Annotated in this window: 22 protein-coding genes, 1 tRNA gene and 1 pseudogene; 14 read left to right on the top strand and 10 right to left on the bottom strand. The window is 73.3% G+C overall.

The annotated features are described in order from the left end of the window. Positions 1-26 precede the first annotated feature (26 nt). On the top strand, positions 27-3,773 hold the full coding sequence (locus tag ACP7BI_RS06610) for an AAA family ATPase (RefSeq protein ID WP_425844530.1): 3,747 nt from the start codon (positions 27-29) through the stop codon (positions 3,771-3,773). After that, positions 3,770-4,108 (top strand): hypothetical protein, encoded by a 339-nt coding sequence (locus tag ACP7BI_RS06605; protein WP_425844529.1) that lies wholly within the window; start codon positions 3,770-3,772, stop codon positions 4,106-4,108. Before ACP7BI_RS06610 ends, ACP7BI_RS06605 begins: the two co-directional genes overlap by 4 nt. 81 nt (positions 4,109-4,189) lie before the next feature. On the opposite strand, the gene mscL is transcribed toward ACP7BI_RS06605, so the two are convergent. Then, positions 4,190-4,585: a large conductance mechanosensitive channel protein MscL gene (mscL, locus tag ACP7BI_RS06600; protein ID WP_425844528.1), complete on the bottom strand. Its 396-nt coding sequence runs from the start codon at positions 4,583-4,585 to the stop codon at positions 4,190-4,192. Here mscL and ACP7BI_RS06595 point away from each other — a divergent pair. Then, positions 4,584-4,766, top strand: a complete 183-nt coding sequence (locus ACP7BI_RS06595) for a hypothetical protein (RefSeq protein ID WP_425844598.1) — start codon at positions 4,584-4,586, stop codon at positions 4,764-4,766. The genes mscL and ACP7BI_RS06595 overlap by 2 nt on opposite strands. A 14-nt stretch (positions 4,767-4,780) precedes the next feature. On the opposite strand, the pseudogene ACP7BI_RS06590 reads toward ACP7BI_RS06595, so the two are convergent. Continuing rightward, positions 4,781-4,921 (bottom strand): annotated as a pseudogene (locus ACP7BI_RS06590) (FmdB family zinc ribbon protein); the annotation flags it as partial. A 3-nt stretch (positions 4,922-4,924) separates the two neighbouring features. After that, the gene (locus ACP7BI_RS06585) at positions 4,925-5,527 is read right to left on the bottom strand and encodes a 5-formyltetrahydrofolate cyclo-ligase (protein ID WP_211450190.1); all 603 of its coding nucleotides are present in this window, start codon (positions 5,525-5,527) and stop codon (positions 4,925-4,927) included. Positions 5,528-5,580: 53 nt separating this feature from the next. Here ACP7BI_RS06585 and ACP7BI_RS06580 point away from each other — a divergent pair, with 53 nt between their 5' ends. The 3 genes from ACP7BI_RS06580 (at position 5,581) to ACP7BI_RS06570 (ending at position 9,886) form a co-directional block, all read left to right on the top strand. Further along, positions 5,581-7,869 (top strand): LLM class flavin-dependent oxidoreductase, encoded by a 2,289-nt coding sequence (locus ACP7BI_RS06580; RefSeq protein WP_425844525.1) that lies wholly within the window; start codon positions 5,581-5,583, stop codon positions 7,867-7,869. Between the two features lie 100 nt (positions 7,870-7,969). Further along, positions 7,970-8,653 carry a GNAT family N-acetyltransferase gene (locus tag ACP7BI_RS06575; RefSeq protein ID WP_425844524.1) on the top strand — a complete coding sequence of 228 codons (684 nt, stop codon included), beginning with the start codon at positions 7,970-7,972 and terminating at the stop codon, positions 8,651-8,653. A 75-nt stretch (positions 8,654-8,728) separates the two neighbouring features. Next, positions 8,729-9,886, top strand: coding sequence for a hypothetical protein (locus tag ACP7BI_RS06570; protein ID WP_425844522.1), 1,158 nt, complete (start codon positions 8,729-8,731; stop codon positions 9,884-9,886). Positions 9,887-9,906: 20 nt separating this feature from the next. Here ACP7BI_RS06570 and ACP7BI_RS06565 read toward each other — a convergent pair whose 3' ends face one another. Continuing rightward, on the bottom strand, positions 9,907-10,386 hold the full coding sequence (locus tag ACP7BI_RS06565) for a hypothetical protein (protein WP_425844521.1): 480 nt from the start codon (positions 10,384-10,386) through the stop codon (positions 9,907-9,909). Between the two features lie 128 nt (positions 10,387-10,514). On the opposite strand from ACP7BI_RS06565, the gene ACP7BI_RS06560 reads away from it, so the two are divergent. From ACP7BI_RS06560 to ACP7BI_RS06550, 3 genes are all read left to right on the top strand, one after another. After that, positions 10,515-10,587 (top strand) — tRNA-Ala (locus ACP7BI_RS06560). A 64-nt stretch (positions 10,588-10,651) separates the two neighbouring features. Next, a complete protein-coding gene (locus tag ACP7BI_RS06555; RefSeq protein WP_425844519.1) occupies positions 10,652-10,876 on the top strand; it encodes a KTSC domain-containing protein in 225 nt (74 codons plus the stop codon). A 113-nt stretch (positions 10,877-10,989) separates the two neighbouring features. Further along, positions 10,990-11,202: a DUF2945 domain-containing protein gene (locus ACP7BI_RS06550; protein WP_425844518.1), complete on the top strand. Its 213-nt coding sequence runs from the start codon at positions 10,990-10,992 to the stop codon at positions 11,200-11,202. 191 nt (positions 11,203-11,393) lie between these two features. On the opposite strand, the gene ACP7BI_RS06545 is transcribed toward ACP7BI_RS06550, so the two are convergent. The 3 genes from ACP7BI_RS06545 to ACP7BI_RS06535 form a co-directional block, all read right to left on the bottom strand. Next, positions 11,394-11,576 (bottom strand): HTH domain-containing protein, encoded by a 183-nt coding sequence (locus tag ACP7BI_RS06545; protein ID WP_425844594.1) that lies wholly within the window; start codon positions 11,574-11,576, stop codon positions 11,394-11,396. 193 nt (positions 11,577-11,769) lie between these two features. After that, entirely contained in the window at positions 11,770-12,837 is a 1,068-nt protein-coding gene (gene cydB, locus ACP7BI_RS06540; RefSeq protein ID WP_425844516.1) for a cytochrome d ubiquinol oxidase subunit II, read from the bottom strand. Positions 12,838-12,882: 45 nt separating this feature from the next. After that, positions 12,883-14,472: a cytochrome ubiquinol oxidase subunit I gene (locus ACP7BI_RS06535; protein WP_425844515.1), complete on the bottom strand. Its 1,590-nt coding sequence runs from the start codon at positions 14,470-14,472 to the stop codon at positions 12,883-12,885. Positions 14,473-14,610: 138 nt separating this feature from the next. Here ACP7BI_RS06535 and ACP7BI_RS06530 point away from each other — a divergent pair, with 138 nt between their 5' ends. Both ACP7BI_RS06530 and ACP7BI_RS06525 read left to right on the top strand, forming a co-directional pair. Then, positions 14,611-14,967, top strand: a complete 357-nt coding sequence (locus tag ACP7BI_RS06530) for a BlaI/MecI/CopY family transcriptional regulator (protein WP_211450537.1) — start codon at positions 14,611-14,613, stop codon at positions 14,965-14,967. An 11-nt stretch (positions 14,968-14,978) separates the two neighbouring features. Next, complete coding sequence (locus ACP7BI_RS06525; RefSeq protein WP_425844514.1) at positions 14,979-15,794, top strand: M56 family metallopeptidase; 816 nt, start codon at positions 14,979-14,981, stop codon at positions 15,792-15,794. A gap of 215 nt (positions 15,795-16,009) precedes the next feature. Here the strand turns inward: ACP7BI_RS06525 and ACP7BI_RS06520 are convergent, their stop codons facing one another. After that, positions 16,010-19,603, bottom strand: coding sequence for an ATP-binding cassette domain-containing protein (locus tag ACP7BI_RS06520; RefSeq protein WP_425844513.1), 3,594 nt, complete (start codon positions 19,601-19,603; stop codon positions 16,010-16,012). Positions 19,604-19,697: 94 nt separating this feature from the next. Between ACP7BI_RS06520 and ACP7BI_RS06515 the strand changes: the two genes are divergently transcribed. Together ACP7BI_RS06515 and ACP7BI_RS06510 are read left to right on the top strand one after the other, a co-directional pair. Next, positions 19,698-20,198: a hypothetical protein gene (locus tag ACP7BI_RS06515; protein WP_425844511.1), complete on the top strand. Its 501-nt coding sequence runs from the start codon at positions 19,698-19,700 to the stop codon at positions 20,196-20,198. Continuing rightward, positions 20,188-20,517 carry a transcriptional regulator gene (locus ACP7BI_RS06510; RefSeq protein ID WP_425844510.1) on the top strand — a complete coding sequence of 110 codons (330 nt, stop codon included), beginning with the start codon at positions 20,188-20,190 and terminating at the stop codon, positions 20,515-20,517. Before ACP7BI_RS06515 ends, ACP7BI_RS06510 begins: the two co-directional genes overlap by 11 nt. Positions 20,518-20,826: 309 nt before the next feature. Here ACP7BI_RS06510 and ACP7BI_RS06505 read toward each other — a convergent pair whose 3' ends face one another. After that, positions 20,827-22,269, bottom strand: a complete 1,443-nt coding sequence (locus ACP7BI_RS06505) for an MFS transporter (protein ID WP_425844508.1) — start codon at positions 22,267-22,269, stop codon at positions 20,827-20,829. Positions 22,270-22,405: 136 nt separating this feature from the next. Between ACP7BI_RS06505 and ACP7BI_RS06500 the strand changes: the two genes are divergently transcribed. After that, entirely contained in the window at positions 22,406-22,612 is a 207-nt protein-coding gene (locus tag ACP7BI_RS06500) for a hypothetical protein (protein ID WP_425844506.1), read from the top strand. A 137-nt stretch (positions 22,613-22,749) separates the two neighbouring features. Here the strand turns inward: ACP7BI_RS06500 and ACP7BI_RS06495 are convergent, their stop codons facing one another. After that, positions 22,750-23,358: an NADPH-dependent FMN reductase gene (locus tag ACP7BI_RS06495; protein WP_425844505.1), complete on the bottom strand. Its 609-nt coding sequence runs from the start codon at positions 23,356-23,358 to the stop codon at positions 22,750-22,752. Positions 23,359-23,378 lie beyond the last annotated feature (20 nt).

Here is a 23,378-nt window from a genome sequence, read left to right as displayed (position 1 = left end):
CGGGGCCGCGCGGCTATCGTGACTGCGTGCGCGAAGACGAGATCGAGTTCCAGGGCGACGAGCCCGTCGACGCCGCGACCCCGGAGCCGGCCGTCGAGCCGGCGTCCGGACCCGATCGCTCGCTCACGAGCGAGGCGCCCGTCGTCGCACCCGAGCCCGCCGCGAGCCGTCGCGACGGTGAGTGGGCCGGATGGGCGGATGCCCTCCGGCGCGTGGGCGGGCGGAGCCCGCTGACCGACTTCATCGACACCACTGCGACCCGCATCGAGCTCTCCGCGACCCATCCGGGCGGCCTCGCGCAGTTCATCACCGGCCGGCCGACTGCGCTGTCGAGCCTCATCCGCGACGACCTCGCGCTCCGCGCCGCCCGCTCGGCCGCCGCCGCGATCGCCTCGAAGGGCATCGAGCTCGCCGCTGCCCGCTCGATCGACGCCGTGCACCTCGGCATCGGCATGGCGCGCTTCCCGCACGCCACTCCCGACGGGCAGAGCCGCGAGGTCTACGGGCCGGTGCTGCTGCGCCCGCTCATCGTGCGCCGCCGCGGCCGCGACTTCGAGCTGCAGCTGCTCGGCCAGCCCTTCGTCAACCCGCGGCTCGCGAGCATCCTGCGCGGCCACCACGGCGTGCAGCTCGACGAGCGCCGCCTCATCGAGCTCGGCTCGGGTGAGGGCACCTTCACCCCCAACGCGGTGCTCGACGCCGTGCGGCAGGCAGCGGCCCACGTCCCGGGCTTCACCGTCGAGGCGCGGCTGCTCGCCTCGACCTTCGCCGACGTCGGCGAGCCGATGGCCGTCGACCTGCAGCAGGCGCCGCACGACGTGCTCGACGCCGTGCGCGGCGACGAGCAGGCCCGCTGGCGCGTGCGCGAGGGTCGCAGCGGCATCGACGAGACGCCGCAGGACCAGCGCGACCCCGAGATCGACCGGCTCGTGCTCGACGCCGACCACGAGCAGGACGCCGTGATCGCCGAGGCCGCCGCCGGCAACTCGATCGTCGTCGAGGCGCTGCCCGGCACAGGCCTCACGCAGACCGTCGTCAACGTGCTCGCCGCGCTCGTGAGCGATGACAAGCGCGTGCTCGTCGTGAGCCCCCGCCGCGCGACGCTCCGCGACATCGCCGACCGGCTCGCGAGCACGAAGCTCGAGGCGCTCGCCGTCTCGGAGGCGACGCTGCGCCGCGACCTCATCGCCGGGATCCGCCGCATCGAGCAGTCGCAGCGGCCCGAGACGGCCGAGATCGACGAGGCGATGCTGCGCTTGCGGAAGGTGCTGCTCGACTACCGCGCCGCGCTCCGCCGCGTCGACCCGCAGCTGCAGGTGAGCGTGCTCGACGCGCTCAAGGAGCTCTCGCGGCTCGCGATGCTGCCGACGCCGCCCTCGACGCGCGCCCGGCTCAGCGAGCAGGCGACCCGCACCCTCGCGACCGACCGTCCCCGCGTCGCCGCGACGATGCGGAAGGCCGCCGCCCTCGGCCAGTTCCGGTACGGGCCGAGCGACACGCCCTGGTACGGGGCGTCCTTCTCGAGCTCGAGCGACGCATCCGCCGCCCTCGCCGACGCGCAGGCGCTCGCCGGCACCGCCGGCGACGGCGAGCTCGCTGCCCTCGTCGCGAGCGCCCGCAAGGTGATCGGCGACACGAAGCTGCGGCCCGCCGCGACGCTCGCCGAGCTCGCGATCCAGGTCGCGCTGCTCACCGACGTGCGCGCGACGCTCGACGTCATGACGCCGTCGATCTACGACCGGCCGCTCGGCGAGCTCATCGCGGCGACCGGCCCGCGGCGCGAGGCCATCCAGTCGCTCGGCGGCATGCAGCGGCGCAGGCTCAAGAAGCTCGCGGAGGAGTACGTGCGGCCCGGCGCGCACGTGCCCGACCTGCACGACGTGCTCATCGCCGCGCAGCAGCAGCGGCGGCTGTGGGCGAAGTTCGCGCCCGACGGCTCGATCCCCACGGTGCCGGCGGGCCTCGGCGCGCTCGACGCGACCCTGCGCGAGGTCGAGGCGAAGCTCGCTCGGCTCGACGCGGCGCTGAGCCCCGAGACGAAGAGCGTCGACCTGCCGCTCGCCGACCTCGAGCAGCGCATCGCCGGGCTCGCCGCGCCGAGCGACGCACTGCAGAACATCACCGAGCGCGCCGAGCTCATGACGGGCATCGAGCGGCTCGGGCTCGACGCGCTGCTCGCCGACTTCGCCGACCGGCACGTCGCCGACGACCAGATCGAGCACGAGCTCGACCTCGCGTGGTGGCAGTCGGCGCTGCAGTCGATGATCGCGAAGGAGCGCGCGCTCCTGCGCGGCAACACCGACGTGCTGCGGCGGCTCGAGCAGGACTTCGCGCTCGTCGACGAGGCGCACGTCGACGCCTCGAGCGCCCGGCTCGCGCACCAGATCGCGCGCGGCTGGCGGCTCGCGGTCGACGACCACGCGGGCGAGGCGGATGCGCTGCGTCGCCTCATCAAGGCGGGCCCGGTCGACGCCGACGAGCTGCAGCGGCTCGCGCCGCACCTCACCCGCTCGGTCGCGCCCGTGTGGCTCTCGTCGCCCTACGACCTGCACCGGGTGCCCAAGCGCATCCCCTTCGACGCCGTCGTGATCGCCGACGCGGGCGCGATCACGATCGCCGAGGCGGCAGGCGCGATCAGCCGCGCACGGCAGGTGATCGCGGTCGGCGACTCGGTGACGCAGACGCCGTCGCCGTTCGACGTCGGCATCTCGACCCTCGGCGTGCGGCCGAGCGAGGAGCTCGCGACCCCCGACGAGCTGCACGCCGAGTCGGCGCTGTCGCGGCTCGGCGCCGTGCTGCCGATGCTGCGCCTCACCCGCTCGTACCGCACGGGCGGCGCCGACCTCGTGACGGCGGTCAACGAGCGCTTCTACGAGGGCCGCATCGAGGCGCTGCCGTGGGCCGGCGCCTACCTCGGGCATCGCTCGCTCACCACCTCGATCGTGCACGGCGCGCACGGGCTGCCGCAGCAGGGCGCGGCGACGGTCGAGAGCCCCGACGGCGAGGTCGACCGCGTCGTGCAGCTCGTCACGCAGCACGCGCGCTCGCGGCCGCAGGAGTCGCTCATGGTCGTGACGGCGAACGAGCGGCACGCGGTGCGGGTGCAGCAGGCGGTGATGGCGGCGCTCGCGGGCTCGAGCCAGCTGGCCGACTTCGTCGTCGCCGACCGCGAAGAGCAGTTCGTCATCGTCGACATCACGCACGCGGCAGCGCTCAGCCGCGACCGGGTCATCTTCTCGGTCGGCTACGGGCACACGAAGCACGGCCGCAACGTCGACTTCGGCACGCTCGGCCAGCCGGGCGGCGAGCGGCTGCTCGCGGTCGCGATGACGCGCGCGCGGAAGGCGCTGCAGATCGTCACGGCCTTCGATGCGACCGAGCTCGACCCCGAGCGGCTCGAGCACGGCGCGGCGATGCTGCGCGAGATCCTGCTCGACGCGGCCGCCGACGGGCCGCGGAAGTCGTTCTTCGGCGGCGATCCGCTCATGATCGACCTCGCGACGCGGCTCCGCCGCCGGGGCCTGCGCGCCGACGTCTCCTACGACGGCCAGCTGCCGCTCGTGGTCGCGAACGGGGGCGTCTGCGCGGCGATCGAAGCCGACCACGACGACGGCGACCGCACGCTGCGCGAGGCGCTGCGCCTGCGCCCCGAGATCCTCCGCCGCTTCGGCTGGCACACGATGCGCGTGCACGCCTTCGAGCTCTTCACCGACCCCGAGGGCGTCGCCGACCGCATCGCCGAGCTCGTCGGGGCGGATGCGTCGCGGTCGTGACCGCCGACGTCCCGACCCCTGACGGCCGGGAGCTCGACGCGGCCGGCGCCCCGCGCGTTGGTTCAACCGGCTCCGTGCGCGGCCAGCCGGATGATCCGGCCGGCGGTGCACAGGACCGGTCGATCGATGCGGGCCCTGCGGAGGTGGGCCCGGCGGAGTCAGCCGAGCCCGCCGATCGCGCCGAGTCCGCGCGCCTGGTCATCCGCAAGCGCGGCCGCCGGGTCTCGACCGCCCCGGTGCCCGGCTACACGGGCGAGCCGGAGCCCGAGCCGCAGCAGCACTCGAGCGAGAACGACGCCCGGCTGAAGGGCGACGTCCCGCCGCACTGGGGCTGACGCATCCGCCCTGTTGCCGCCAGGATGTGGCCCGGTGGTGCGGGGCCGGTGGCCTGATCGGCGATCGGGCGGCGGCGCGGCTCAGCCGGCGGCGGGGCCCGACTGCCGCTGCGCGCGCAGCAGCTCGCGGATGTCCTGCAGCACCTCGACATCGGTCTCGGCCGGCTCGTCGGGCTGGATGCCGCGCCGCTCGTCCATCCGCTCCTTGAGCCGCGCCATCGGGAAGATGAGCGCGAAGTAGACGACCGCAGCGATGATGAGGAAGTTGATGGTCGCCGCGAGCAGCAGGCCGATCTTGAACGGGCCGAGCGTCGCGTCGGCGAGCGCGTCGGCGTCGAAGGCCATCGCGAGCAGCGGGTTGATGATCGCCTCGGTGAAGGCGGTGACGATGCCCGTGAACGCCGCACCGATCACGACCGCGGTCGCGAGCTCGACGACGTTCCCGCGCAGCAGGAACTTCTTGAAGCCGTCCAGCATGCGTCAGGAGGCGCTGCTCGAGCCGGTCGCCGCCGGCGCCGCGCTCTTCGAGGCCGAGCTCTTCGAGCCCGAGTCCTTCGAGCCCGAGGCCGTCGCGCTCGAGCCCTTCGACGCATCCGCGCCCTTGCCGCTCGACGCCGCGCTCGAGCTCGAGCCCGTGGAGCGCGAGTCGGTGCGGTAGAAGCCCGGGCCGTTGAACGTCACGCCGATCGAGCCGTACTGCTTCCGCAGCGCGCCGCCGCACCGCTCGCAGACGGTGAGGGCGGGCTCGTCGAAGCTCTGGCGTGCGTCGAAGGCGTGGCCGCAAGCGGCACAGGCGTAGGCGTAGACGGGCAAGGCTCAGCTCCTCGAAGTGGTGAATATCCCGGACTGCGTGACCACGCCGTCGACAGGTTGGTCGTACGCCGCGTGGGGAACGCTGTCGAAGAGCTCCTCGTCGTGCACGACCGCATAGACCGGGGGACATTCTGCCATGGCGGCGATGGTCTTGTCGAAGAATCCGCGCCCGCCGCCGAGCCGCGAGCCGTCGCGGCCCACCGCCGTCGCGGGGATGAGCATGAGGTCGATCGACTCCACCGCGGTCGGCGGGAGCGACTGCGAAGTCGGCTCGGGGATGCCCAGGGTCGCCTCGACGGTCTCGGTCCCGTCGTGCTCGGCCCAGTCGAGCAGTCCGTCGGCGCGGATGACCGGCAGCAGCACGCGCACGCCGGCGCTCGCCGCCCACTGCAGGAACTCGCGGGTGTCGGGCTCTTGCGGCAGCGACAGGTAGGCGGAGATCGTGCGGGCGCCGAGCTGCTCGGTGAGGCGCTGCAGGTTGGCCGTCAGGCCGGGGGAGCGCTCGGCGGCGAAGTCCTCGCCGCGCTCGGCCCGCTCGGTGCGGAGCCGGCGGCGCAGCGCGCGCTTCGCATCCTCGACCGCGGTCTCGTCATCGTGCTCGCTCATGCCGGTGAATCTAGCGTGGGATGCGTCCGGGCCCGATCCGAGTTGCACCCTGCATGGACTACGGCCACGAGATCGAGTTCGGCGTCTTCATCACGCCGACGAACGCCCCCGCCGAGCAGCCCGTGCGGCTCGCGCAGCTCGCGGAGCGGCTCGGCTACGACCTCGCGACATTCCAGGACCACCCGTACCAGCCGGCGTTCCTCGACACGTGGACGCTGCTGTCGTACCTCGGTGCCGCGACCGAGCGCATCCGCCTCGCCCCGAACGTCGCGAACCTGCCGCTGCGGCAGCCGGCGGTGCTCGCCCGCAGCGCCGCGAGCCTCGACCTGCTCACCGGCGGCCGCTTCGAGCTCGGCCTGGGCTCCGGCGGCTTCTGGGACGCGATCGCCGCGATGGGCGGCGAGAGGCTCACCCCCGGGCAGGGCGTCGACGCGCTCGCGGAGGCGATCGCGATCATCCGCGGCATCTGGGACACGACCGAGCGCGGCGGGCTGCGCCTCGACGGCGAGCACCACCGCGTCGCGGGCGCGAAGCGCGGGCCGCGGCCCGCGCACCGGCTGCCGATCCACATCGGCGCCTACAAGCCGCGCATGCTGCGCCTCACCGGCAGGCTCGGCGATGGCTGGCTGCCGAGCCTCGGCTACCTGCACCCGGGCGATCTCGCGCGCGGCAACGCCGCGATCGACGCGGCGGCCGAGAAGGCGGGCCGCGACCCGCGCGAGATCAGGCGGCTGCTCAACATCGGGGGTGCGTTCCGCGACGTGCCCGGCGGCCCGCTGCAGGGCCCGCCCTCGCAGTGGGTGCGCGAGCTCACCGAGCTCGCGCTCGAAGACGGCATGAGCACCTTCATCGTCATGGCCGACGACCCGGCGCTCATGCAGCGATTCATCGAGGAGGTCGCGCCCGCGGTGCGCGCGGCGGTCGCCGCCGAGCGCGGCGAGCGCGGCACCGAGCCGGCCGGCTCGCTCCCGGCGGCGGCGCTGCGGCTGCGCTCCGAGGCGCTCGACTACGCGTCGATCCCCGCGAGCCTCAAGGCGACGGCGGTCGAGCCGGGCTCGTGGGAGTACCCCGAGCTGCAGAACACCTACCTCCGCGGCGGCGCGCCAGGCGTCGTGCTGCGCCCGACGAGCTCCGCGCAGGTCGCGGAGGCCCTTGCCTGGGCGCGCGAGCAGGGCGCGGGCGAGCGCGTGCCGCTCAGCATCCGCTCGGCCGGGCACGGCATCTCGGGCCGCTCGACGAACGACGGCGGCATCGTGGTCGAGCTGAGCGCGCTCGACCGCATCGACGTCGTGGATGCGTCGCGTCGCCTCGTGCGCATCGGCGCCGGGGCGACGTGGGGCCGGGTCGCGACGGTGCTCGACGAGCACGGCTGGGCGATCTCCTCCGGCGACTACGGCGGCGTCGGGGTCGGCGGGCTCGCGACCGCGGGCGGCGTCGGCTTCCTCGGCCGCGAGCACGGCCTCACGATCGACCACATCGAGGCGGTCGAGGTCGTGCTCGCCGACGGCAGCATCGTGCGCGCGAGTCGCGACGAGCACCCCGAGCTCTACTGGGGGATGCGCGGGGCGGGCGCGAACCTCGGCGTCGCGGTCGCCTTCGAGATGGTCGCGCAGCCGGTCGGCGAGATCGGCTTCGCGCAGCTCGCCTTCGACGCGAGCGACACGGCCGACTTCCTCGAGCGCTTCGGCGCGGTGACGGAGGCGAGCGACCGCGTCGTGACGCCCTTCCTGCTGCTCGGCGGCGACCGGCCCCGGCAGCCGCGCGTGGCGCAGGCGATGATCGCCGTGGACGCATCCGACCCCGAGACGATCGTCGGCCACCTGCAGCCCTTCGCGACCACGGCGCCGCTCGTCGGCCAGCAGGTCGTGAGGTCGAGCTACGCGGAAGTCATCGACAACGCGCCCGGCGGCGCGCACCGGGGGCAGGGGGAGCCGACGACGCGCTCGGCGCTCATCGGCTCCATCACGCCCGAGATTGCGCGAGCGCTCGCGCGCTTCCTCGACGCCGGCGCGCACTACTTCTTCCAGATCCGCGCGATGGGCGGCGCGATCGCCGATGTGCCGGCGGATGCCACGGCCTTCGCGCACCGCGATGCGAAGTTCTCGGTCATCGCCTTCGGGGCGGATCGCACGCGCCTCGACGCCGCATGGGACACGCTCGTCGCACCGCACGCAACCGGGCTCTACCTCTCGTTCGAGACGGATCAGCGCCCGGGGAGGCTCGAGGATGCGTTCCCGCCCGCGACGCTCGCGCGCTTGCGGGCGCTGAAGGCCGAGGTCGACCCCGAGAACCTCTTCCGCGACAACTTCAACATCGCTCCCGCCTCTTCGCTCATCGACTAGGCCCGCCCCACCCGCTCATCGAGTAGGCCCGCCCCCACCCGCTCATCGAGTAGGCCCGCCCCCACCCGCTCATCGAGTAGGCCCGCAGGGCCGTATCGAGATGCGTGCGTCTAGGCTCGGTCTCGTGTTCGACAGCGCGCCCCGCCTCTCGCACGGGCCGGTGACCGTGCGCGGCATCCGCTTGCGCGACGCGAAGGCCCTCGAGGGCGAGCTCATCGCCAATCGCCCGTGGCTCGAGCCCTGGGAGGCGACGCTGCCGGGCTCGCGGCCGAGCGGGCGCTTCGACACGAAGTCGTCGATCCGCTCGCTGCTCGAGTCCGACCGCGAGGGCACGGGGCTCGCGTTCGCGATCGAGGTCGACGGCGAGTTCGCCGGGCAGCTGAACGTCGCGAACATCTCGGGCGGCGCGCTCTCCTCGTCGACCCTCGGCTACTGGATCGCGCGCCGGTTCGCGGGCCGCGGCGCGACGACGATCGCGGTCGCGCTCGTCACCGACCACCTCATGCTCGGCCTCGGCCTGCACCGCGTCGAGGTCTGCATCCGGCCCGAGAACCTCGCGAGCCTCCGCGTGGTCGAGAAGCTCGGCTTCCGCTACGAGGGCTGCCGTCGCCGCTACATCCACATCGACGGCGACTGGCGAGACCACCTGTGCTTCGCGCTCGTGCGCGAGGAGCTCGCCGAGCCCGTGCTGCAGCGGTTCCTCGCGGGCCGCGTGCCGCCGTTCGACCGCTCGGTGTACCCGGTCGAGGTCGGCGGCGACCCGCGCGCCGACCGCTCCGCGTAGTTCGCGGCTCGACTCGTCGCGAACCGCCGCACGACCTCCCCGGTCTTGCGGTCGCGGAAAGATACCGTGCTGGCCATGCCAGAGTTCGCAGGTCTCGGGACGTCGATCGTCCTCATCATCGCCGTCGTGCTCTGGGTCGCCTACCTCGTGCCCGTGTGGACGCGGAAGCGCGAGTACCTCGCGACCGAGCGCAACGCCATCCGGCTGCAGCAGACGCTCCGCATCATGGCGGAGTCGCAGGAGGCGCCCGAGGAGGTGCGGCTCGAGGTCGATGCCCGCACCGTCGCGGTGCAGCAGAAGGCCGTCGCCAAGGAGCAGCGGCTCAAGCAGGCGCTCGAGCACGCGAAGGCCGTCGCTCGCGCCCGCGAGCTCGACGAGCAGATCAAGGCGGTCGAGCGCGAGGTGCGCGCGGCCGTCAAGTCGTCGATGTCGCGCACCCAGCGCCTGCGCCGCACGCGCCTCGCGTGCTTCGCGCTCGTGCTCGTCGCGCTGCTCGGCGTCGTCGCCGGCGCCCTGCTGCCCGGCATGCAGGTGCTCGTCGCGGTCGGGGCCGTGGTCGCGGTGCTCGGCGTGGTCGGGCTCGTGACGGTCAACGCGTCGGCGCAGCGGATGCGTCGGGTCGCGGCGTCGACGGCGCCCCAGGTGCGCACGCTCGTCGAGGCGCGCAAGGTGGCCGCCGAGGCGGTCGCGACGGAGGAGCGGATGGCCGAGCAGGTCGTCGCGCGCCAGTCGGGGCGCGTCGCGCGCCTCGCGACCGCCGAGGTGCTCGAGTCGCGCTCGTGGTCGCCGCAGCCCGTGCCCGAGCAGCGCGTGCGCGTCGAGTACAGGGCGAGCGACGACCTGCTGCAGCGCGCTCGCGAGCAGCTCGCCGCCGACCGTCGCGCCCTCTCGGGCCCGGTCGCGCGCGTCACCCGGCTCGAGCCGAGCTTCGAGGAGATCGTCACGGGCGAGATCGCGCAGACGGAGACCGAGCGCCGGCTCGCGCCGACGCAGCCCGCGCTGCCGATCCGCGAGCTGCCGGTGCAGCAGGCGATCGCGCAGGCCGAGGCGCTCGACGTGGTGCGCGCCGAGGAGCCGCTCGAGACGCAGCGGGACGAGCACCCCATCCGCCGCGAGCAGCCCGCCCGGCGGACGCCCGCCACGGGCGGTTCGCGCTTCGCCGCCATGGGGCTCATCGATGACGACCTCGACGGGGTCGACGTGCACGCGGCGTTCGCGCGCCGCGTGGGCTGACTCGCTGCTCCAGCCGACGCTCAGGCCTGCACGAGCTGCACGCGTGCGGCGTCGGGCCGTCGCGTCGCGACGTGGCGCGGCACGGTCGACGAGATCAGCAGCCCGGCGAGCAGCAGCACGAGCGCGGTGAGCGAGCCCGTCCAGGGCGGCTCTCCGGTCGACGTCGCCCGGAGGCCGAGCAGCGTCGACTCGACCGCGGGGTTCGCGGCGATCGTGAGCAGCACGAGCATGGGCACGGCGGCGATCGTGCCCGCCGTCCAGTGGGTCGCGACCGCCCGGAAGGCGGCGTAGAGCGCGACGATCAGGGCGAACGGCCAGAGCCCGCCGATCCATCCCGTGGGGGCCGCGTCGCCGATCGCCGCGCACGCGGGCGCGCTCTCACCGGTCGCGGGCAGGCCGACGCCGGCGCAGGGCTGCCAGGCGAGGAGCACGATCGCGGCGAGCGCGAGCCCGCTCACGATCGCGACGGTGCTGACGACGAAGGGGATCGCTCGGTCCATGACCATATGCAACAGTGTTCGGTAACGCTGCTCGACAATGGAGCGCTCAGCGTTTCCCGAGGAGGGGCCGGGCCGCTCACTGCTCGATTTCGTCGAGCGGCCCAGCGTCCTATACGCTGTTCCAGTCCGGGCCCGTGGCGCAGTTGGTAGCGCGTCTCGTTCGCAATGAGAAGGTCGGGGGTTCGATTCCCCCCGGGTCCACATCCTGGAGAGCCCCGCTTCGGCGGGGCTTTCTGCATGCCGCAGGGCACGGCAGGATGGCGGCGTGAAGCGAGCGCCGGTGTCGAGCAGCGTGCTCCGCTCGGTCGGCTACGAGAAGCGCTCGAGCACGCTCGAGGTCGAGTTCGAGGACGGCGACGTCTACCGCTACTTCCTCGTGCCGGCACGCGTGTTCGAGGGGCTCATGGCCGCCGCGGACGCGGGCGAGAGCGTCGGCCGCTACTTCAACGAGCACGTCAAGGCGCCGGGCTACCCCTTCGAGCAGCGCTGAGTCGGCCGCCGTCTCGGGGCGCACGAGCTCGGCGCAAGGTGGACCGGCACGCGCCGCAGTACGCGCGCGCCTACTGACGGGGCGCTCCCAGCCGCGCGGAGCACCATGGCGGCATGAGCGACTTCGAGGTCGGCGACCACGTCAGCTGGAACTCAGAGGCGGGCCGCGTGCGCGGCACGATCGCGAAGGTGCACACGAGCGACTTCGAGTTCATGGGGCGCACGCGGCGCGCGTCGAGCGATGAGCCGCAGTACGAGATCAAGAGCGACAAGACCGACCACCTCGCGGCGCACAAGGGCTCCGCGCTCCGCAAGCTGAAGAGCTGACCGCGCTGCCGCAGCCGTGACTGCGGCGGCTCGTATTGCCTACCGCGGCTCTTGCTGCTACGCGAAGCGGACCCCTTCTCGGCAGCGGGACCCGAGATATCGGGTCCGGCTACCGAGAACAGGTCCGTGTAGCGAGGCGGGTCAGGGCGGCGCGGCGCGGCGAGCGCGACGACCGCGGAGCTCGCGGCGCCTCAGCGCAACCGGAGCAAACCCCCGCTCCGTGCGAACAAGTCTGAGTACTGGCGCGAGCCGATAGCCTTGCCGTCTCGCCGCGAGTAGAGGCCGCGCGCGTGGACCGCGTCCGCGATCTCACGACTGCTCATCGGGCGTCCATGCGCTTCCAGCACGAGCCGCATCGCTTCGTGGAGCGTTATCGCCTCCGAAGTGGACAGGATGAATCACCTCCGGCGTCGATCATCGTCGCGCTGATCTTGAGACGCAATGTGTTGGCTCGAATCAACGGCCGCGCTCACGGCAGAGTTCCCGCACTCTGCTGTCCGGAGGCCGCAGAACAGCAGAGTTCCGGCACTTTGCCTCACGCCCGCCGGGCGCGGGGCGGGGGCGCGGCTACGCGGTCGGGGCGACGTCGCGGTCCGCGTCGCGGTCGCGCAGGATCGCCGGCAGCACGATGTGCGCGTCGGGGATCATGCCGGGCGTCACGCGCTTGCGGAACACCCAGTAGCTCCACGCCTGGTAGCCGAGGATGATCGGCAGGCTCACGGCGGTGATGACCGTCATGACGCCGAGCGTGTACGGGCTGCTCGACGCGTTCATGAGCGTCAGGTCGAACGCCGGGTCGATCGTCGAGGGCAGCACCTTCGGGAAGACGCCGGCGAAGATCGCCGCGACCCCGAAGAGCCCGAACGCCGCGTAGCCCGTGAATGCGCGTCCCTCGCGCCGCGCCCGCGCCTGCACCCAGCCCCAAGCGCCGCCGACCACCGCGAGCAGCACGAGCGCCCACGAGAGCAGGTTGCCGCCGTGCTCGAGCTGCACCCACACCGCCCAGATCGCCGCGGGCACGAGGCACACGGGCGCCCACCGCTCGGCGAACACGGCCGCGCGTGACCGCACCGACCCATCCGCCTTGAGTGCCAGGAACGTCGAGCCGTGCGCGAGCGAGAAGCCCACGACCGCGAGGCCGCCGACGATCGCCGGCCAGCCGAACCACGCGAACGGGCCGCCGACGCGGTCGCCGTTGCCGTCGATCGGCAGCCCGAGCGTCGTGAGCGAGAGCATCGCGCCGACGCAGAACGCGGCGATGAGCGAGCCGATGCCGATGCCGGCCGTCCACGCCGAGCGCCACCGCTGCGTGTGCACCTTGCCGCGCCACTCGATCGACACAGCGCGCAGGATGAGCCCGACGAGCGCGAGCGTGAGCGGCACGTAGAGCGTCGAGAAGAGGGATGCGTACCACTCCGGGAAGGCCGCGAACGTGCCGGCACCGGCGCTGATGAGCCACACCTCGTTGCCGTCCCACACCGGCCCGATGGTGTTGAGCATGACGCGGCGCTCGCGCTCGTCGCGCGACGCGAACAGCATGCGCATGCCGACGCCGAGGTCGAAGCCCTCGAGCAGCAGGTAGCCGATCCAGAGCACGGCGATGAGCACGAACCAGGTGATGGCGAGCGGTTCCATGGCGGATGCCTCCAGTGCGGTCGGGCGGATCAGGAGATGCAGCGGTCAGTAGGCGAAGGCGAGCACGTCGTCCCGCTCGCCGCCAGGTCGGTCGCCCGGGTCGTCGCCGCGATCGTGCCGCGGCGCGAGCTCGGGCATGGCGCTCGCGACCCCGCCGCGGACATACTTCGCGAGCAGGAAGATCTCGACGACCATGAGCACCGCGTAGACCGCGGTGAGCGTGATGACCGAGAAGAGCAGCTCGCCGACCGTGACGCCGGGGGAGACGGCCGCCGCGGTGAACATGAACACGCCGTCGATGCCCGAGGGGTCGGGGTTCGGCGCGACGACGAAGGGCTGGCGGCCGATCTCGGTGAAGATCCAGCCGGCGATGTTGCCGGCGAACGGGGCGAGGATCCCGAGGATCGCGAGCCGCATGATCCACGGCGACGACGGCACGGTGCCGCGGCGCGTGAGCCACAGCGCGACGAGCGCGCCGAAGGCGGTGATGCCGCCGAGCCCGATCATGAGCCGGAAGCCCCAGTACGTGACCCACATCGGCGGCACGTAGTTCACCTCGGTGCCCGCGAAGGAGCCGTAGAGCTCGTCGTCGGGGATCGTCTCGCCGTACTGGTCGATGTACTGCGGCTCGAGGTCGACGATGCCGGGCATGTCGGCGCCCCACTCGCCGGTGCCGAGGAAGCCGAGCAGGCCGGGGATCTCGATGAGCGTGACGACGTCGCGGCAATCGGTCGTGCCGGGGTCGCCGATCGAGAGCACCGAGAACGACGAGCCGGTGTGGCATGCGGCCTCGGCGGAGGCCATCTTCATCGGCTGCTGCTCGTACATGAGCTTGGCCTGCCAGTCGCCCGTGAGCGCCGTGCCGCCGAAGGCGACGATCGCGACGACCGCGCCGGCGCGCAGCGACCAGAGCCACACGCCGTGGTCGGTGCGGTCACGGCCCGGCACCGAGGCCGCCTCGCCGACGATGACGCGACCCGACGCATCCACCCGGTCGATCCCGTCGTGGCGGCGCCGCCACAAGTGGTACCAGGAGATGCCGATGAGGAACATGCCGGCGACGATGAGCGCGCCGAAGATCGTGTGGGTGAAGGCGGCCATCGCCGTGTTGTTGGTCAGCACCGCCCAGATGTCGGTCATGACGGGGCGGCCCTCGGCGGTCATCTCGACGCCGACGGGGTGCTGCATCCACGAGTTCGCGACGATGATGAAATAGGCTGAGAGCCACGAGCCGATCACCGCGCACCACAGCGCCATGAGGTGCAGGCCCTTGCGCAGGCGCCCCCAGCCGAAGATCCAGATGCCGAGGAAGGTCGACTCGGCGAAGAACGCGAGCAGCCCCTCGAGCGCGAGCGGGGCGCCGAACACGTCGCCGACGAAGCGCGAGTACTCGCTCCACGCCATGCCGAACTGGAACTCCTGCACGAGGCCGGTGGCCACGCCGAGGATGAAGTTGATGAGGTAGAGCTTCCCCCAGAACTTCACCATGCGCAGGAACTTCTCGTCGCCGGTGCGCACCCAGATCGACTGCATCACGGCGATCGCCATGCCGAGCCCGAGCGTGAGCGGCACGAGCATGAAGTGGTACACGGTCGTGATGCCGAACTGCCACCGGGCGATGTCGAGCGCTTCCACGCCGACCCTCCTCTGCTCCGCTGAGTTCTACGCCGCGTAGAACCACTTCTACCAAGCATAGAAGAAGTTCGACTCGTTGTAGAATCGGGAGCACGACGGATGCGTCACACTGGCCCGGGAGGCACGATGCGGAAGAACATGCCCGCGCTCGGCGAGCTCGAGCGCGTCGTGATGGACGCCGTCTGGGACTCGACGGAGGCCCTGTCGGCGTATGACGTGCAGCAGCAGCTCGAGGCTGCCGGCCGCCCGCTCGCGGCGACGACGCTGCTGACGGTGCTCTCGCGGCTGGAGAAGAAGGGCTTCGTCGCCTCCGACCGCACGGTGCGGCCCTACCGCTACTCGCCGGTCGCCTCGCGCGCCGACCACGTCGCCGAGCTCATGCACGAGGTGCTGGGCGAGTCGCGCGACCGGATGGCCGTGCTCGAGCGCTTCGTCGGCGCGGTGTCGGAAGAGGATGCGGCCGTGCTGCGCAAGCTCCTCCGCGGCGACAGCTGAGCGGACCGCCCGTGCCCGTGCCGCCGATCACCGCTGCCGCGGTGCCGAGCGGAGCCCTCGTGATCCCGCACGGCGCGATCGTCTGGGGCGCGGTGATGCTGTGGCTCGTCGCGCTCATGCTCGCGTGGCCCGTGCCGGTGTGGCTCTCGCGCGCGACGTGGCCGATGCGCGCGCCCGTCATCGCGCTGCTCGTGTGGCAAGCGGTGGGGCTCGCGGGAGGGCTGTCGATGATCGGCGCGCTCGCGCTCACCGGCTTCGCGATCGCGCCGGGGCAGCCGTGGCTCGCGGCGATCCCGGCGGCGGTCTTCACGATCTACCTGCTCTCGCACCTCGCGGTGACGATCGTGCAGGTCACCGCGCAGCGGCGCCGCCACCTGCAGCTGCTCGACATGCTCTCGTCGCCGCACCCGACACGGGCGCGCACCCGCGTGCTCGACGATGCGGTGCCGGTCGCCTACTGCCTGCCGCGCGGCGCCGGCTCGGTGACGGTGCTCTCGCAAGGGCTGCTCGACCGGCTCGACGCCGACGAGCTCGTCGCGGTGATCGCGCACGAGCGCGCGCACGTCGAGCAGCGGCACGACCTGCTGCTGCTCGCGTTCCGCGCGTGGCGCTCGGCGCTGCCGTGGTTCCCGGTCGCGGCGCTCGCCGACGCCGAGGTCGCCGCGCTCGTCGAGATGCTCGCCGACGACCACGCGCGCCGCGAGGTGCGCGACGAGGTGCTCGCGCGGGCGATCCTGCAGGTGGGCGCGAGCGGCGTGCCGGGGGCCGAGGTCGACTCGAGCGGGTCGTCGCGGGGGAGCGACCGCTTCAAGCGGCTCGTCGCGTAGGCGGTCGCCGCGGCTGCGGGTGGCCAGCTGCCGGCGCACCGCCCCGCGCATCCGTGTGCACGCTCTTGCGGCTCCGACGCGCCGCAGCCCGCAAGTCGGTGCACATGGCTGCGGCTCGTGACCCGCCTCGAACTTCGGTGTGCACGCTCTTGCGCGATGGACGAGCCTCGTACCGCAGCACCGTGCACATCGTCGTGTCGGCCCGAGCGGCGGGTCTACGCGAGGGTGACGATCTCGTCGGCGGGCAGGCGGTCGTCGTGGCGGTGCGAGACGAGCATGACGACGCGGTCGGCCGTCGCCTCGCGCACGTCGGCCATCATCGCCGCTGCCGTTGGCGCATCGAGGTGCGCGGTCGGCTCATCGAGCAGGATGACGTCCGCGCGGGTCAGCAGCGCCCGCGCGACCGCGAGCCGCTGACGCTCGCCGCCCGAGAGCGCCGAGCCGCCCGCGCCGACGCGCGTGTCGAGGCCGTCGCCGAGCGAGTCGACGAGCCGCGTGAGCCCCGCCTGCTCGAGCGCCGCCAGCATCGCCGCCTCGTCGGGCGCGTCGTCGCGCGTGCGGGCGAGCAGCAGGTTGCCGCGGAGCGTCGAGTCGAAGACGTAGGCGTCCTGCGGGCACCAGCTGACGCGCGAGCGCCACGCGCGCTCGTCGAGCTCGGTGAGCGGCACGCCGCCCGCCGCGCTCGCAGCCGCGTATAGGGTGTGTCGCTCCGAAGCGTCCGCCGTGTCAGCGACTCGCCCTATATCTGCGGTGGGGGAGACGGTGGCGGGGGCGGCGGCGGCGCGGACGGCGCCGCGCTCGACCGGCAGCGCACCCATGATCGCCGAGAGCAGCGTCGACTTGCCCGAGCCGGAGGGGCCGTCGAGCACGAGCCAGCGGCCCCGCTCCGCGCGGCCAGACACGTCGGCGACGGCCGGGCGCGACATGCCGGCGTAGCGCACGCTCACCTCGTCGAGCTCGACCGCGGCGACCGGTGAGGGCGGCTCGGCGTCGCCCCACTCCGGCTGCGCCGCGGGCCGCAGCACCGGCGCGAGCCGCGCGAGCACCGCCCGCAGCGCCGGCACCCGGTGCGCGGCCGCGACGAGATCGCCGAGCGGCTCGAGCAGCGCGAGCGTGAGCAGGGCGATGACGGATGCGGCTTCGGCCGTCAGCGTCGGAGCCAGCACGGGCACGAGGCACGCGAGCGCCGCCAGTGCGGCGGTCACGACGGCCGAGCCGAGGCCCGCGGCCCACGCGCCGCGACGCTCGGCGGCCGAGAGCTCGGCGCTCGCCTCGTCGAGCTGCGCGAGCGCCGCGCCCTCGACGCCGTTGCCGCGCAGATCCGGCGCGGCGGCGGCGAGCGCAGCGGTGCCGCGCACGATCCGCGACCTGGCGCCGACGCGAGCGGCGGCAGCGCCGCGCTCCGACCAGATCGCGAGCGCCGATGCGACGATGGTCGCGATCGCGAGGGTCAGCACGACGATCCACGTGAGCTCCGGCGCGATGAAGGCGGTCGTCAACCCGGTGCCGGCGATCACGAGCACGCCGACCGCGATGGGGGGCAGCACGCGCGGCAGCTGGTCGCGCAGCTCGTCGGCGAGCGTCACGAGGTAGTCGAGGGGCGCGCCGCCCTCGAGCAGCCGCCGAGAGCCGGCGCCGCGCGCCGCGATCGACCGCCACAGCCGCACGCGTAGCCGGTCGACGACCTTGAAGGCGGCGTCGTGGGTCAGCAGGCGCTCGGCGTAGCGGCCGACGGAGCGGAAGATGCCGAACGCGCGCACGCCCACGATCGCGAGCAGCAGCATCATGATGTGCTCCTCGATGCTCGCCCGCACGATGAGCCAGCCCGAGACGGCGGTGAGGGCGAGGCCCATCGAGACGGCGATGACCGCCATCGCGATCGAGCCGGCCCAGGATGCGAAGTGCGGGCGGATGAGGGAGCGGATGGTGAGGCGCGCGCCCTTCCCGTTGGTCGAGGAACCCTTCGCGCCCTTCCCGCCCTTCCCGTTGGTCGAGTAGCCCTGCGCGCCCTTCCCGTTGGTCGAGTAGCCCAGCGCGCGTAGCGCGCTGGGCGTATCGAGACCGTCCGCCGCAGCAGCGGCTTCGAGACGCGTGCGGCCTGCGGCCGCGCGCTCCTCAGCCAGCGGAGGGGCACCCACCGGAGAAGCGGCGCCGACCGGCACGGTCATCGTCGCGAGAGCCGTCGTCTCGGGCTCATGGCTCGCGAGCACCACGACGGTGCGATCGGCGCGGCGGAGGATCGCCGCGCGCACCCGCTCGGCCGAGGCGCGGTCGAGGTGCGCGGTCGGCTCGTCGAGCACGAGCAGGCGAGCTCCGGCATCGACTCGCGCGAGCGCCCGCGCGACGGCGAGGCGCCGCTGCTCGCCGGGGCTGAGCTCCGCGACGGCCGCGTCGGCGACGTGAGCCAGCCCCAGCTCGTCGAGCGCGGCGAGCGGATCGGCGCCGTAGAGCGCCAGCTCGGCGCGGGGCGATCCGGCGAACGCGCGAGGTGCTTGCGGCGTCCAGCCCACCGCATCCGCCCCCACGCCGTGCACGCGGCCGCTGACGACGGCGTCGTCGGGCAGCGCGCCCGCGAGCGCGCCGAGCAGGGTCGACTTGCCGGCGCCCGAGGGTCCGGCGATGGACACGATGCCCGTGAGCTCGGCGCTGATGCCCGCGAGGGTCGGGGCGTCGCGGCCGGCGTACTGCACCGAGAGCGACTCGAGGCGGATGGGGCCGGAGTCGGATGCGGCACGCACGTCGGCGGGCGCGGGCCGCTCGAGGATCTCCCGCGAGCGGTCGAGCGCCGAGAGGCCGTCCTGCGAGGCGTGGAAGGCGGTGCCCACCTGCCGCAGCGCCGCGTAGGCCTCGGGCGCGAGGATGAGCGCGACGAGGGCGGGCTCGAGCTCCATCGTGCCGTTGAGGAGCCGCAGGCCGAGGAAGACCGCGACGATCGCGACCGAGATGGTCGCGACGAGCTCGAGCGCGAGCGCCGAGAGGAAGGCCCAGCGGAGCGTCTCCTGCGTGCGCTCGCGGTAGCGGCGCTGAAGCTGCTCGAGCGCCTTCGCCTGCTCGTCGACGCGGCCGAGGCCGACGAGCACCGGCAGGCCGCGCGCGAGCTCGGCGAGGTGGTCGGCGAGGCGGGTGAGCGCCGTGAGCGCCTCGTCGGTGCGCTGCTGGGTGTGGCGGCCGATGAGGATCATGAAGAAGGGGATGAGCGGGATCGTCACGACGATGATGACGGCGCTCAGCCAGTCGGCGCCGAGCACGCGCACCCCGACGAGCAGCGGCACGACGGCGGCCGCGATCGTCGCCGGCAGCGACTGCACGTAGTAGTCGTCGAGGTCGTCGAGCCCGTCGGCGGCGAGCACGGCGGTGCCGCCGCCCGCGGCGTCGCCCGCCGCGATCTGCCGCCACAGCCGCCCGCGGATGCGTTGCTTCACCGACGTCGCGATGCGCCGCGCGACGACCGACGTCGCCCACTCGGCGCCCGCGCGCAGCAGCGCGCCGGCGATGCCGAGCACGACGATGAGCCGCGTCGTCTCGGCCGCGAGGTCGCCCGCCGCGAGCGCGCCGATCCCGCGCGCGATCGCCTCGGCGACGAGCACGAGGCCGGCGGCGCGCAGCGCCGCGAGGAGTCCCAGCAGGTAGACGGGCCCCTTCGGCACCGGCCCGAGCGCGGGCGGGCGGAACCGGGGAGCGGATGCGCTGCGCTCGGCCTCGAGGACCCACGGGTCGACGCTCCGGGCTGGAGTCTCGCGCCCTGCGCCAGCCGACGCATCCGTCGTCTCCACGAGCGTCTCGGCGGTGTCAGACTTCGGGCGCGGCACGCATCCATCGTCCCACCCGCTCCCATGCGGCACCCATGACCGGCGGAGCCGACGAGACTTGACGATTCGGCAACTCGTTGCGAGAGTTGTCGACATGGCAAGTGACTTCGGTGCAACCCGGCGAGACGCGGCTGCCGCGCGCGCCGCGCTCGACGCCCTCGGCGACGACCGATCTCGGCTCGCGGCGCGCGTCACGACGCCGCGCTGGTACCACCCGGTCGTCGCAGCGCTCGCGACCGCGGCGAGCGTCGCGCCGGGCTTGCCCGCGGCGACCGGCGATGTCGCGTGGACGGCGAGCGTGCTCGCGGTCGTCGTGATCCTGCTCGTCGCGGTGCCGCTGCTCGCGCGGCGCAGGGGCATCGCGATGCCCGCGCATCCGACCGGCCGCCGCACGCGCGCGCTGCTCGCGGCGATGGTCTCGACGCTGATCGTGCTCATGCTCGGTTCGGGCGCCGTCTCGGCGCTCGACGGCTCTGCGTGGCTGCTGGCCGGGATCGGCGCCCTCGCCTGCAGCGCGACGCTGCTGCTCGGCCTCGCCTACGACCGCGCGCAGCGCGCCGAGCTCGCCGCGGGGGAGGCGACCGGTGGCCGGTGACGGTGCCGACGGCTTCGACGAGTTCCTCCACTCGCCCGTGCGGCTGCGCATCTGCGGGCTGCTGAACGGCGTCGAGCGCATCGAGTTCCGCGTCGTGCGCGAGACGCTCGAGATCACCGACGCGCACCTGTCGAAGAACGTGAAGGCGCTCGCCGACGCCGGCTACCTCGCGGTCGACAAGCGCGCCTCGGATGGCCGCGGCGACGCGCGCCGGCTCACCTGGCTCCAGCTGACGAGCACGGGTCGCCGCGCGTTCGCCGAGCACTTCCGCGCCCTGCGCGCGATCGCGGAGGGGCAGTCAGACATGCCGGCGCCATGACACCAGGGCGCGACCATCCGATGCCGAAGTCGTGATGCCGTGATGCACGCATGCGTACGACGGTCAGCTTCGATTCGGAGCTGCTCGCCGCCGCCAAGGTGCGCGCGGCTCGCACGAACCAGTCGATCGGATCGGTGCTCGACGAGGCCGTGCGGAGAATGCTCAGCGAGCCTGCGATCGCAGCTCCGCGAAGGCGTCGATCTCTACGACAAGGCGGTGATGGCTGAGCTGCTCAGCGTGCCCGGTCGCTGACGCGCTGCTGTCGGCGGGACGACGCTCGACCCGACCGCCGACTGACGGCGGTCCGCGTCAAGCCTGCGGCTCGAGTCGGCTGCGCCGGCTCACGAGCATGACCGCGACGGCAGCGCCTGCGATGGCCGCGGTCGTGAAGGTCGCGGCGGCGTGGTTCGCGACCTCCGCCGAGCCGCCGGGCGCGAGCGCGTAGAGCGCCGAGATGACGCCGACGCCGACGGCGGTACCGGTGCGCTGCGCCGCAGTGATGAGCGCCGAGGCGATGCCCGCGTCGCGCGGCTCGGTCTGCACGAACGCGGCGTTGGTGTTCGGCCCGACGAACAGCCCGACGCCGAGGCCTATCGCAAGCAGCGGCGCCGCCATGACCGCCAGCGTGACCGCCGAGGGCTGCAGCGCGACGAGGAGCACCCCGACGACCGCGAGGCTCCCGCCGACGAGCGCGAGCCCGAAGGTCACGGTGCGCACGCCCAAGCGCCGGCTCAGCCGCTGCGACACGAGCGCCCCCGCGACCGAGCCCAGCGCGAACGGCGCGACGACGACACCCGCCTCGAGCGGCGCGTTGCCGAGCGCGTCGATCCACAGCAGCGCGAGCATGAGGAACGAGGCGGTGAAGCTCGCGAAGCCGAGGAAGGTCGTGACGATGCCGATCGGCAGTGCCCGCTGCCGGAAGAGCCGCAGCGGCACGATCGCGAAGCGCTCGCGCCGCTCGCGCACCCGCTCCCACAGCGCGAAGCCCACGAGCAGCGCGAGCCCGGCCGCGAGCACGCCGAGGTTCGCGGGCGTCACACCGCTGCCGAGCGAGAAGGGCAGCACGACCGCGGTGATGCCGACGCTGAACAGCAGCAGCCCGAGCGGGTCGCGGCCGCGCACGCCCAGGGGCGTGCCGCGCGGGATGACGAGCGCCGCGGCGATCGCGGCGATGACGCCGAAGGGCACGTTGACCCAGAAGACGAGGTGCCAGCCCGACTCGCCGCCCACTTCGAGCAGCAGCCCGCCGAGCATCGGCCCGACCGCGCTCGCGGCCCCGAAGACTGCGCCCATGATCGCGAAGGGCCGCGCCCGCTCCTGCCCCGAGTAGAGCAGCTGGATGAGCGCGTTGAGCGGCGTGAGCACGAGCCCGCCGGCGACGCCCGAGAGCACGCGACCGAGGATGAGCTGCGTCGGGTCGGGCGCGAGCGCGCACCACGCGCTCGCGAGCGTGAAGACGGCCACGCCGACGATGAAGACGCGCTTGTGCCCGTAGCGGTCGCCGAGCCGCCCGGCCGGCAGCAGCACGAGCGCGAACGCGATCGTGTAGGAGGTGAGGATGAGCGTCTGCTCGATGGGACCTGCGCCGAGGCTCTCGCGGATCGACGGCAGCGCCACGTTGATGCTCGTGACGCTCATGAGCGTGAGCGCGGTCGGCAGCAGCAGCACGGCGAGCGCGAGCCAGCGGCGCTTCGGCTGCGGGTGCGTCCCGTCCTGCCGCGCGGTGGCGGAGGGATCGGGCACGCTGCGCATGGAAGCATCCTCCGGGATGAACCTTGGCTGCGCGCCGAGGCCCGAGCGCCCCGGCCGGGCGACGGATCCTCAAGAATCGCCGAAGAGTGCGTGCAGACCCGGTTCCGCGGCGCGGATCCGTCCTAGGGTCCGGAGCATGTCGTTCGCCGCCCGGCGCCGGCCCGCCGTCCCCGCAGAGCCGCACTCGCTCCACGCGCTCGACCGCGATGCCGCGCCCTACCCGAGCGGCGAGCCGTTCATCGACGAGCTCGATCCCGACACCCTCACGCCCGCGCAGTCGCGCTGCCTCCGCCGCGCGCTCGACGACCTCACGGCGCAGCGCGCCTCGCGCCGCGCCCCCTGACCGAGCAGTTTCAGACCTTCAGCTCCGGTCGCGACCAGACGTCGACGTCGTCGGCGAGCCGGCGCTCCGCGTCGCGCCGGCGTTCCGATCGGGAGCGAGGCGGCGTCATGCCTGGAACGTGCCCTCGCGCATCGCGCTCAGGCCGCGGTCGACCCGTCGGGCTTCGGCACGACCGTCAGCACCCGCCGCACGAAGTCGTCGAGCGCGCGCATGTAGGTCGAGAGGAACTCCTTCGTCGACTCGACCGTGATGTTGTCGTCGTCGTCGACGAGCCCGTCCTTGTACTGCACGTACGCCTCGACCTCGTTCATGAGCGGCGCGTTGCAGAACGACATGATCGTCTTCAGGTGCTGCTGCCCGACCGCGGTGCCGATCGCGCCGGGCGAGGTGCCGATGATGCCGACGGGCTTCCGCGAGAGGGCGTTCTCGCCGTAGGGCCGCGAGGCCCAGTCGATGGCGTTCTTGAGCGCGCCGGGGATCGACCGGTTGTACTCGGGCGTGACGATGAGGATGCCGTCGGCCTCGGTGATCTGCCGCTTGAGCTCGAGGGCCTCGGGCGGGTAGTCGCCGTCCCGGTCGTGGTCGTACAGGTCGAGCTTGTCGATCTCGATGAACGAGCACTGCAGGTCGTCGGGCGCGATCTTGATGAGCGCGCGGGCGAGCCGGCGGTTGATCGACGACGCGGAGATGCTGCCGCAGATGACGCCGATCGTGTACGGGGGTTCGTGGTGGTACGTCTCAGCCATGGCGCCAGCATGGCCCCGGT

The sequence above is a fragment of the Agrococcus sp. TSP3-2-1 genome, from assembly GCF_049897585.1.
GTDB lineage: Bacteria > Actinomycetota > Actinomycetes > Actinomycetales > Microbacteriaceae > Agrococcus.
The sequence above is the reverse complement of the archived record's forward strand: the minus strand, read 5'-3'. Positions and strand labels throughout refer to the sequence as shown.